Source organism: Salinibacterium sp. VpJ6 (genome assembly GCF_059767345.1).
Genome location: NZ_JBSOQL010000001.1, coordinates 744,779 through 756,114, shown reverse-complemented (window position 1 = coordinate 756,114; position 11,336 = coordinate 744,779). Strand labels below are relative to the sequence as shown.

Here is an 11,336-nt window from a genome sequence, read left to right as displayed (position 1 = left end):
TACTCGATGTCGGTAACTCAAGAACAAGCAACCTGGTTCGCTGACGCATTCCAGAAGCTGATCAGCAACGTCGACAAAGCCATCGTGGGCAAAGATCACGTGATTCGGCTGGTATTGACGGCGCTCGTCTCCGACGGACACGTGTTGTTGGAGGACTTTCCGGGAACAGGAAAGACAGTACTCGCGAAGGCCTTGGCCAATACGCTTGATGGCACCACGTCGCGCATTCAGTTCACTCCTGACCTTTTGCCCTCGGATGTCTCTGGTGTGCAGATTTACGATCAGTCGAAGGGCAAATTCGAATTTCACCACGGCCCGATCTTCGCGTCGATTGTCTTGGCCGATGAGATCAACCGCGCGAGCCCGAAGACTCAAAGTGCGCTCCTCGAGGTAATGGAAGAGGGAGTCGTGACAATCGATGGCGTCGGTTATCCCGTTGGCGCACCCTTCCTTGTGATCGCGACACAAAACCCGGTAGAGCAGGCCGGAACCTACAAGCTTCCTGAAGCTCAACTCGACCGCTTTCTCATCAAGACGTCGCTCGGCTACCCCGATAGCGCGACGGCTGTGTCGCTACTCATGGACCCCGGCAGCCGGGCACGCGCATCCCTCGTGTCGCCGATTATCAAGCCCGAGTCAATCGTTGCGATGGCCGCGCTTGCCGCCGAAGTCTTCGTCGATGAATCCGTTATGCAATACCTCAATCACATTGTGGAGGCCACTCGCAAAGACCGCGATGTCATCCTCGGCGTCAGCATGCGCGGCGCCATGGCTCTCGCGCGTGCGATCAAGACGTGGGCGATCACTCAAGGCCGAACCTATGCGACTCCCGACGATGTTCGCGAACTAGCTGGCCCTGTTCTCGCGCACCGAGTCATTCTTGATCCGGAATCCGAGTTCGCTGGGGTCAAGGCAGAAGACGTGATTAGCCGCATCCTCGTCGACATCGAACCACCCGCGTACCGCGCCGCATAGAGGTGGTCCCTTCAACGATGGTGACGGATGCGCCCACGCGGGGTGAGGAGGCTTCGCCGGAGAGCGTCACCGGTACTGGTGAACCGACGAATGCTGCGCACGGTGCGCGATCGGCGCTGCGGCGCGCACGCAAGTCCGCCACTGCCCGAGCGCGCGTCGATCGCGTTGTTCGCTCTGTTGTGCGCTTCCTGCGCACGGTTGTCGCCATAGTTGCCCCCGTGGTTAGGTTGATCTGGCGTGCCATCGCACCTGTACTCACGGTCGTCACTCCTTTGGGTTGGCTTGTTATCGCGTTGGGGGCGATTTCGCTGTCGTTGAGCGCGCTTTTGGGCTGGCAAGAGTTCACGTTTCTTGGCACCGTACTCATCGCGGCAATCGTGGTGAGCACGGCATTTCTGTTTGGTCGGGCCTCGTACGGAGTTCTCGTTGAGCTCAATCCTCGTCGCGTCGTCGTTGGCGATCGCGCAATGGGCCGCATGGTCGTGACGAATATCGGAGCTCGACCGTTGCCCCCTACCCGTATGGAGCTCCCCGTGGGACAAGGAGTTGCGGAGTTCCAACTGCCGTCGATGAAACCTAAAGCTGAACACGACGAACTCTTCGCCGTGCCGACGCACAAGCGTGCCGTGATTGTGGCTGGTCCCGCTGAGTCTGTGCGTGGCGACCAGTTGGGGCTTCTTCGTAAAGCGTTGAAGTGGGCGGATGCCGTTGAGCTCTTCGTGCATCCGCGTACGGTTCGGCTCGTCCCTTCGGCGGCGGGTCTCGTGCGTGACCTCGAAGGCCAAGTGTCGAAGAAGATCACCAACAATGACATCGCGTTTCATGCCTTGCGACCGTATGTTCCCGGTGATGACCGCCGCTATGTGCACTGGCGAACATCGGCGCGAATCGGCGAACTGATGGTTCGGCAGTTTCAAGAGACGCGGCGATCACAACTCACCATGATTCATGCGTCTCGGGGCGATCTTTACGCCTCAGAGAACGAGTTCGAGCTTGCAATTTCAGTCACGGCATCCATCGCGGCACAGGTCATTCGTGACGGCACCCAGATGAACGTTGTCAGCGAAAGCGGAATGTGGCGCACGCAGAGCGTGACGTCGATGTTGGATGCCTCGTGCCGCATCGAACCCGTCGGTCGCGAGTTTGAGACCATGCGAGCTTTCGCGAGGGAGCGAACTCGCCGATTGCCTGCTCCGAGCGTCGTCATGATTGTCGGTGGGTCGGGAATGAGCACGTCTGACTTCCGCAGTATCCAGTCGTTATTTGGGCAAGATACCTCTCAAGTCGCTTTTCACGTTGTTGATGGCGCAGAGCCGAACATTTCCGCGGTTGCTGGGCTCACGGTCATCACAATCGGCAGGCTCGACGACCTCTCTAGTGTTGTGAGGGGGCTTGGCGGATGAGCAACAGCCAACAAAGTTCGAGCATACGAAGCCTCACCGGCCGCACCTGGGTAGATGTGGGTGTGCTCCTGACCCTGGCCGCGGTTGGACTGATCGGTTTTGAGCCCTCATTCGGCGGCTATAGTTTCTTGGTTCCTGCACTGGGGGGCCTCATCCTGGGTGCCGCAACAGCCATCGCTGCTGCGATGTTCCGGCTCAACCTCATCACGACAGTTCTTGTCGCAGTCGTCGGGTACTTCTTGGTCGGAACGGCGCTCGCTGTTCCCCAGCAGGCGTTGTTCGTCGTGCTGCCTAGTTTGCAGTCGCTAGCGAGCCTCGCAATAGGTGCGGTCTATGGTTGGGCAGATATTGTCACGCTGCAGACACCGATCGGTGCGCCCCAACATATTGCCGTTGTTCCCTACGTAGCGACGTGGCTAGTAGCCCTGATTTCCGTCACGCTCGCCACTCGATGGTTGTCGACGAGACCACGCACCGCATGGCGTTTCGCTGTTGTGCTCATCGGCCCTTTTGCGATCTATCTTGCGAGCATCCTGATCGGAACGCAGGAGCCCTACCAAGCGGGAGTGCGCGGAGTGACCTTTGCCGCGCTTGCCCTCGTCTGGCTGGGTTGGGGGCGTTCACAGGGATCGAGTGTGGCTCAAGCGGGGGCGCGTCGACTTCGCACTCGCAAGCTCGCCGGCACCGCGATCGTTGTCGTAGCCGCAGTGTTGGTGGGAGGCGGCGCAGGTTTTTGGGTAGCACCGCCGCAAGACCAAAGATTCGTCTTGCGCGATGAGATCGAACCGCCGTTTGACCCGCTGCAGTACCCGAGCCCCTTGGCGGGTTTCCGCCACTACACGAAGCAAGTCACTGACGATGTGATGTTCACCGCGAGCGGGTTGAAGACCGGCGACGTGATTCGGCTGGCGACCCTTGATTCCTTCACCGGCAAGCTGTGGAACGTCACCGGACCAGAGACCAGCACCAATGGGTCCGGCTCGTTCAGCCTTGTTGGCCGCACGCTGCCACCACAATCATTCGTCACTCCGGATGAGCGCGACAATGTGACCTTCACCATTGTCGACTATTCCGACGTCTGGATGCCGAGCATCGGTTACCCCACCGATCTGGTCTTTACTGCTGGCGAGGCGGTGACTGCGACGGATGATTTGCGCTACAACGAGTCGACAGGCACGGCCGTCCTCACCTCTGGATTGAGCGCGGGCGACTCATACACGATCGATTCTGTCGTGCAGCAGATGCTGTCCTCAGAGGATCTCGCGGACACGCCTGTGGCGGCAGTGGAACTTCCGCCGGTGACGGCGAGCCCGGATGTCGTGACGTCGAAGGCGCAAGAATATGCGTCAAGTGCAACCACCCCGGCGGCCAAGCTCGAAGCAGTGCGGCTTGCCCTCACCGCGACTGGGTTCTTGAGCCACGGAAGGGCCTCTGACACCGTTCCCTCGCGTGCCGGTCATGGAGCGGACCGTATCAGTGATCTCCTCGAGCGCAACCAGATGATCGGCGACGAAGAGCAGTATGCGTCTGCGTTCGCTCTGATGGCCCGCAGCTTTGGTTATCCTGCCCGTGTCGTTATGGGTTTTGCTCCTGAGATTGTTGACGGTCAGACGGTTGAAGTGACCGGGGATGACATTACGGCGTGGGTTGAAGTTGCGTTCGATAAGGTCGGCTGGGTTGCCTACAATCCGACCCCCGATGAGACGGATATCCCGCAGGATCAGACTCCTCAACCGCAAAGCGAACCACAGCCTCAAGTGCGTCAGCCTCCCCGAGTCGACAACGACGACGAGGATCTCCTCACTCCCGTTGAACTCGAAGAGAGCGACGAAGACGATGACGGCCTCGCTTTTGTGATCCCTGGGTGGGTCTACATTCTGGGACTGAGCATCCTGATTCCCGCGCTGATTATTCTTCTCCCCATGCTTTTCGTTGGACTAGTCAAGGCCCGACGAGCTCGTCGCCGTAGGAGCGCTGAGAAAGCACACGACCAAGTTGCGGGAGCGTGGGAAGAGCTCGTCGATCAGTACTCGGAGTTGGGCTATATGGTTCCCCGACGGTCAACTCGAGTGATGACAGCGGAGCGCCTCCAATCGCAAGTGCAGAGTGACGACTCTGTTCAGTTGCGTTCCATCGCCGTCGTCGCGGACGATGCAGTGTTCTCTGGTCGGGAAGTATCGCCGGAGACCAGCGCTCAGGTCTGGGAACAGACAGCAGCCGCGATCGACGCAGCACGCAACGGCCTCGGTCGAGTTCGACGATTCATCAGTCGCTACCGCTTGAAGTCTGCTCGAGAGTCGGCCTCCAAGGTGTCGACGAAACGGGATTCCTAATCGTGTGGGGGAGTAGTGCCCATCGACAGCCACGGCGCTTTCTGCTGGGGTATAACTTGGCCTCCACACAGGTCATCGCGGCAAAGGAGATCGAGTGAGCATCACTCTCGATGAAGAAGAAGACATCGTCTACGGGCTGGATGCGAACGGTCGCCCCGACCCAGAATATGCTCGCGCGCTGGGGATAGTTCCTGCCTCCGCCGGCCGTCGTTCTCTTGCCTTCACGATCGATGCCGCGATCGTGCTCCTACTGACTCTTCCCTTGAGCTTGGGCACACTTCCGCTGTGGTTCGGTACGATCTTGGCCGTCCCGACACCGTCTCCGGCTTCGCTTCTCAACGATGAGCAGTTCATGCTTGGCCTCCTTTTTTACGTCATCGGGCAAGGAACACTGTCGGTGTTCGTGCTCGTGCAGCTGATTCTGCACGGTATTCGAGGCGTGACTGTCGGCAAGGCAATGCTTGGAATTCGCTCGGTCAACGTCGCGCGATTCACCAAGCCGGGATTCTGGCGTGTGGTGCTGCGCGCGATTGTGTTCTGGAGCTCTCTCGCGATCATTCCGATCCTCGGCGGCATTCCTTTTCTGCTTTCACCGCTGTGGGATGGCGAGCATCGTGGGCGCGGTTGGCTAGACAAGATCGGACGCAATTGGCTTATCGACGTTCGCCGGGGTATTGATCCCTTCGACCAGAAGGCCATGCGCCACGCTCGCAAACGCATTACTGCACCCGAAGTGGTGGAGCAAGTGCAGATGCCATCGCTCGCTACCGGCGCGGCTGGCGCTGTACCCAGTTTTGTGCCTGCAGGGCGATCGCGATCTGGCGTCATATCGGCTCACTCTTTCGGAGAAGACAACGCGGATGCCTGGCAGCCGCCTGCTGTTGGCGGTGCGGAGCCTATTGTCGCCCCTCCCGCGGCCTCGCACTCGGCCGACGCAGTGCTTCGCTTTGACGATGGGATGCTCGTGAATGTCACCGGGCTTGGCATTCTCGGCCGAGCTCCGGCAGCGCGCGAAGGCGAGTCGGTAGATCAACTCGTGCCCGTAGTCGATGAGTCCATGCGAATCTCCAAGACTCATGCTGCTTTTGGTTTCGCCGACGGCACGGTGTGGATAGCGGACCGCGGCTCGTCTAATGGAACGTCGGTCGAACCGCCTGGCGCAGCCCCGTTTGTGCTCGTCGCGTGGGAACAGACCCACATCCCTTGGAACTCTGTTGTTAAGGTCGGCGGGCGCAGCTTTACTGTGCTCGAGGGTTCAACTACGAATGGTCGTCTCGCGTGAAAGTCAAGCTCTCTCTCCGCCGCCAGTCTGGTTCGATGGTCGACATCGTCGTGACCGCGGACTCGACAGCGACCATCGAAGATATTGCCCGAGCGATTGCCGAAACTGACCCGATGCTGTCGAGTCGTTCACAGGTCTCAAGTCCGGTGCTCACTCTGTCGGTCGCACCGCCGACTTCTGGCGCGCTAGTGCCGCTCCACCCGGACGCTCTCATTGGTGAAGCCGAATTGGGCTCCGGGTTCGTCGCCTCGATCACGCCACTCGCGAGCCGTAGGGACCTCAACGCTGGCGGTGCTGGCACCGAACAAGTAGCCGCAATTTTGCGAGTCGTCTCAGGGCCGGATGCGGGGCGAGAGGTTCCTCTCCCTTCTGGACACAGCATCATTGGACGTGGTGCGGATGCTGACGTCGAACTTTCGGACCAGCTCGTGTCGAAGCGTCATGCGCGACTTGAAGTTGGTCAAGTGATTGAACTGGTCGACCTTAATTCGGCGAACGGTGTCATGGTCGATGGGGGCATGGTTCCACGACTCAAAGTTGTGTCCGGTCAAGTAATCACTCTTGGTGATACCGAGATCACTCTCTCTCATGTTGCGACTCCGGAAAGCGATGTCGATCCGGTCTTGGAGCGCGGTGGCGCCCTGATGTTCAACCGTTCGCCCCGAGTCGAAGTGCGGTATCCGGGCACCGTATATCCGTATCCCAAAGTGCCTACTGAGTCACAGCCGAAGATGTTCCCGTGGCCGATGATTGTCGCACCAGTCATGCTGGGACTCGCGATGTTCACGATCACTCAGCGGCCAGCATCCCTTCTGATGATTTTCATGTCGCCGATGATGATGCTGGGTAACCTGATCAATCAGAAGACCCAGAATGGCCAGAAGCTGCAGCGTGAGATCGAGACCTACGAGGTCCAGATCGAGGAGCTCGAAGAAGAGCTCGCGGCTCAAACATCCGTTGAGCAAGAGCGCCGCCGCGCGGAGGCTCCGGCCGTGGCGCAGATCTATGAACAGGCCATGCAGCTGGGGCCGCTCTTGTGGACGCGACGTCCCGAGCATTGGAATTTCTTGTCGCTGCGGCTGGGAGTGGGTCGCGCCGAGAGCCGAAACGAAATTGCGGAACCCAATTCGCCAGACGGCATCCCTAAGTACGCCCGGCAGATCGAGAAACTGCAGGAACGTCACAAGTGGGTCGACGATGTGCCGCTTGTCGAGACCTTCCCGAGCGCCGGGGCGATCGGAATCGCAGGCAGCAAGGAAGCAGCCGCCGACATCATGCGCGGGCTGGCCGTTCAGATCTTCGGCATGCATGCGCCCAATGAGGTGATTACGGCCGCAATCGTTGACCCATCCTGGACGCACGAGATGGAGTGGATGAAGTGGTTGCCGCACACCACGAGTGCGCGTTCTCCCTTTGCTGAGATTGCTCTCGCCGATAGTCAATCGGCGGGCACCGCGCTCCTCAACGCTCTTGAGGAAGCAATCTTGCAGCGTTCGGATCAGGCGGCAAGCCATCGTGGTCCGCTCAAGACGGGTCACGGCTCGATGGCTCTGGGCTCAGTGGTCGGTGAAGCGATCAGTGAGCGCGCCGACCTCGGCAAAGACCTCGTGCTCGTGCTTTTTGTTTCGGCTGATGCCCCTGTTGATCGACCGCGATTGACTCAAGTGATCGAACGAGGTGCTGACTCGGGTATTTACACGGTGTTTGTGGCTCCGACTGTCGAGTCACTCCCGGCCGCTTGTCGCACCTTCATCGATGCCACCGGCGGTCTCGAAAATGCGACTGTCGGATATGTTCGTTCGGGCGAAGATTACTCAGCGGTGAAGGTCGAGGGCGTGTCAAACGCCTACGCGCACGTGTTCGCCAAACGTCTTGCTCCGGTTGTTGACTCGAGCTCGATCGAAGCGGATGCCAGCGACATTCCCCGAAGCGTGAACTTGCTCAACCTTGTGGGCACAGAAGCTGCTCACTCGCCGAACTCAGTGATTGAGCGCTGGCGCCAAAACAACTCTGTCATCGACCGGAGCGGTGCTCAGCTGGGTCGTCTCAAGCGGGCCGGAACATTGAAAGCGTTTGTCGGGCAAGGCAGCCCTGACGCGATGACTCTTGACCTGCGGACGCAGGGCCCCCACGCGCTCGTCGGCGGAACAACGGGTTCAGGTAAATCAGAGTTCTTGCAAGCCTGGGTGCTGGGCATGGCAGCGGAATACAGCCCTGACCGTGTGACCTTCCTCTTTGTTGACTACAAGGGCGGCTCGGCTTTCGCCGATTGTGTCGCGCTGCCTCACTGTGTGGGCCTCGTCACCGACCTGAGCCCGCACTTGGTGCGCCGTGCACTGACGAGCCTGCGGGCTGAGCTGCATCACCGCGAACACTTATTCAATCGCAAGAAAGCCAAGGATCTGCTGGAGCTGGAGAAGCGCCGCGATCCCGACACTCCACCGGCGCTAGTGCTCGTGATCGACGAGTTTGCGGCTCTCGCGGGCGAAGTGCCTGAGTTTGTTGACGGCGTGGTCGATATTGCACAGCGCGGACGTTCGCTCGGCATCCACCTGATTATGGCTACTCAGCGGCCCGCCGGCGTCATTAAAGACAACTTGCGCGCCAACACCAACCTTCGTGTTGCGCTACGTATGGCGGACGAATCTGATTCGAAGGATGTCGTCGGTGACCCGATCGCGGGAACGTTCGATCCGTCTATCCCCGGTCGCGGTATCGCTAAGACTGGCCCTGGTCGACTCGTACCCTTCCAGTCGGCTTACGCGGGCGGTTGGACGGGAGACGCGGTAACCAAGGCTGAAGTACGCGTCGCAGAATTGCGTTTCGGAGCTCTCGTGCTGTGGGAAGCCGACTCTGAACCCGAGTCTGATTCGCATGACGAAGACCTTGGTCCGAACGACCAGAAGCTCATGGTGCGTAACTTCATTAACGCGACTGAGTTGGCGCGGATACCCGCACCGCGTAGACCGTGGCTTGACGATCTGTCGGTGACTGTCGACATCAATGATCTTCCGATTCAATCAGATTCTCAGATTGTCCTCGGTAAGGCCGATATCCCTGAGCGCCAGTTGCAGGATGCGCTTTATTTCACGCCGGATCGCGATGGCTCGATGCTGATTTACGGCACGAGCGGTTCGGGAAAATCTACCGCGCTGAGGTCGATTGCGGCCGCCGCGGGGATGCGTCCCGAGCTGGGCGATGTAGAAGTCTATGGACTGGACTTCGGGTCGGGCTCGTTGCGATCACTCGATGTTCTGCCGCACGTCGGATCAATCATTACCGGAGATGACTCGGAACGTGTTCAGCGCTTGTTGCGCACCCTTGGTGACCTTCTTGATCAGCGCGGAAAGAAGTTCAGCGAGGCGAACGCCGCCAGCTTGAGCGAATACCGAGACATCACGGGCATCAAGGAGCCTCGTATTATCCTCATGCTCGACGGGTTTGGGCAGTTCAAGGCCGAGTGGGATGCGACAACGGCACGGTTGCCGTTTTACAACGTGTTTATGCGCATCCTGGGCGAAGGGCGGCCTTTGGGCGTGCACGCCATCGCAACCGCTGACCGCTCAGGCACGGTGCCCACTGCGGTGAGCGCGAACGTCTCTAAGCGCATTGTGCTGCGACTCGCAGACGAATCCGCTTATCAAACTCTGGGCGTTCCGAAGGATGTGCTCGACGAGCATTCTCCCGTGGGGCGCGCCATCGTCGATGGCTTCGAGACTCAACTTGCTGTTCTGGGCGGGACATCGAACGTCGCCGAGCAGTCGAAGGCATTAGAGTCCCTCGCGGCTCGACTACGTGCTGCTGGTGCCCGAGATGTCCCCGAGATCGGTGCGCTTCCGACGCAGCTCGCGATTTCCGAGCTTCCGGCCGAGATCGCGGATGAGCCGGTACTCGGTATTGCCGAAGACACCCTCGCTCCTCGCGGCTTCGATCCGATCGGGACCTTCTCCATCTCTGGTCCGCCGCAGAGCGGAAAGACCAACGGAATGAAGTGGATGATCACTTCGATGACTCGCTTCGACCCCTCGGTCAAACTGTTCCACTTTGCTGGTCGACGTTCGCAGCTGAAGGACTTCGTCCCTTGGGTGAGGAGCGCGACAACTGTCGAAGACGCCAAGGCTCTTGCAAAGGAACTCGTGGAATTGGTGCCTGATGAGTCGATACCCGGCCGCATCATGATTGTGATTGAGAACGTCACCCAGTTCGCTGATAGTGATGCGGAACGTCCGCTGAAGGAGCTTTTCCAGGCGATCAACCGCAGTGATCACTTCCTGATCGGAGATGCAGATATCTCGTTGCTCTCGAGCGGATTCGGGTTTGTTGGAGACTTCAAAGCCGGCCGAAAGGGAATCGTCATGAAGCCCGATGCATACGATGGCGACTCGGTATTCAAAACCCCGTTCCCGAAGGTCAAGCGAAGCGATTTCCCGGTTGGCCGCGGAATTTTCGTGCAGAACGGTCGCACAGTCACGGTTCAGACGCCGCTTATTGGCTAGTTGCGTGACAGGGGAGTGCGTGGGGACCAGGTGGGGAGTGCATGGGTACCACTGCCCATTGAGTCAATTGCCTGAGCATTGCTAACTTAGACTCTAGATGGTCCAGCGTACGGGCCAATATCGGCAACGAGGAAGGTTCATACAATGGCAGATTTCGGCGCTTCATATGGCGAGATGGAAGCAATGTCGGCAAAGCTCTCAACGGCTCGCGACGACATTCAGGGGCAGCTTGACGACCTCAAGCGCGCCGTCGACGAATTGCTCGGCAACGACTTCAAGACGCAGCACGCTTCCGGCAAGTTCGGCGACGGCTACACCGAGCTCACCTCGGGCCTCAAGACTGCAACTGATGGCATCGGCGACATGGGTGAAGCACTCAAGGGCATGATGCAGGCAATTCAGGAGCTCGACCAGAAAATGGCCGGCGCCTAACAAGCTCTCGCTAAGGAGGGTCGGCCTGATGCTGGCCCTCCTTAACTTCTGAATTTTCAACCAGTTATCTTCTACCAGTGAAAGGTGTTCGCCGTGGGCGACGGAGTTCTCATCAAGTACACCGAGTTGAAAGCCGTCGGTGACAACCTCAAGAAGATAGTTGAGGAGCTCAAAGAAGCTTCCAGTCGCGCTGACGTGCTCGAAGGCGCAATCGGTGACCCTTATGGCAAGAACAAATTGCGTGAGGCAGCCGAAGAGTTCGAAGACGGTTGGGATGATCGTCGCAAGAAGCTCTTGGAAGATATCGAAAAGGTTGAGCAGCATGTAGCGGGCGTCCTCGAAGGCTTCGAGCAATGGGACACCGACACCGCCAATGAGATGGAATCTGCGTCTTAACGAGCATCGAGCTCCGCAG

General features: G+C 59.1%; 7 protein-coding genes. All 7 read left to right on the top strand.

The window, feature by feature from the left end; all coding sequences use genetic code 11:
* Positions 1 to 6 precede the first annotated feature (6 nt).
* The 7 genes from ACWTV1_RS03720 to ACWTV1_RS03690 all read left to right on the top strand — a co-directional run bounded on the left by ACWTV1_RS03720 (position 7) and on the right by ACWTV1_RS03690 (position 11,317).
* The gene (locus tag ACWTV1_RS03720) at positions 7 to 975 is read left to right on the top strand and encodes an AAA family ATPase (RefSeq protein WP_498504172.1); all 969 of its coding nucleotides are present in this window, start codon (positions 7 to 9) and stop codon (positions 973 to 975) included.
* A gap of 2 nt (positions 976 to 977) precedes the next feature.
* A complete protein-coding gene (locus ACWTV1_RS03715; protein ID WP_498504171.1) occupies positions 978 to 2,378 on the top strand; it encodes a DUF58 domain-containing protein in 1,401 nt (466 codons plus the stop codon).
* Entirely contained in the window at positions 2,375 to 4,711 is a 2,337-nt protein-coding gene (locus ACWTV1_RS03710) for a transglutaminase TgpA family protein (protein ID WP_498504170.1), read from the top strand. The genes ACWTV1_RS03715 and ACWTV1_RS03710 overlap by 4 nt, the downstream gene beginning before the upstream one ends.
* A 94-nt stretch (positions 4,712 to 4,805) precedes the next feature.
* On the top strand, positions 4,806 to 5,993 hold the full coding sequence (locus ACWTV1_RS03705) for an RDD family protein (RefSeq protein ID WP_498504169.1): 1,188 nt from the start codon (positions 4,806 to 4,808) through the stop codon (positions 5,991 to 5,993).
* A 35-nt stretch (positions 5,994 to 6,028) separates the two neighbouring features.
* On the top strand, positions 6,029 to 10,489 hold the full coding sequence (locus tag ACWTV1_RS03700; RefSeq protein ID WP_498504168.1) for a type VII secretion EssC family protein: 4,461 nt from the start codon (positions 6,029 to 6,031) through the stop codon (positions 10,487 to 10,489).
* Between the two features lie 144 nt (positions 10,490 to 10,633).
* Positions 10,634 to 10,921, top strand: coding sequence for a WXG100 family type VII secretion target (locus tag ACWTV1_RS03695; RefSeq protein ID WP_498504167.1), 288 nt, complete (start codon positions 10,634 to 10,636; stop codon positions 10,919 to 10,921).
* A gap of 93 nt (positions 10,922 to 11,014) precedes the next feature.
* A complete protein-coding gene (locus ACWTV1_RS03690) occupies positions 11,015 to 11,317 on the top strand; it encodes a hypothetical protein (protein ID WP_498504166.1) in 303 nt (100 codons plus the stop codon).
* Positions 11,318 to 11,336: the final 19 nt, after the last annotated feature.

What these genes read in the sequence shown, in the direction of transcription:
- ACWTV1_RS03720 (WP_498504172.1), top strand. Translation starts at nt 7, where the DNA reads ATGTCGGTAACTCAAGAACAAGCAACCTGGTTCGCTGACGCATTCCAG.
- ACWTV1_RS03695 (WP_498504167.1), top strand. Translation starts at nt 10,634, where the DNA reads ATGGCAGATTTCGGCGCTTCATATGGCGAGATGGAAGCAATGTCGGCA.
- ACWTV1_RS03710 (WP_498504170.1), top strand. Translation starts at nt 2,375, where the DNA reads ATGAGCAACAGCCAACAAAGTTCGAGCATACGAAGCCTCACCGGCCGC.
- ACWTV1_RS03700 (WP_498504168.1), top strand. Translation starts at nt 6,029, where the DNA reads ATGGTCGACATCGTCGTGACCGCGGACTCGACAGCGACCATCGAAGAT.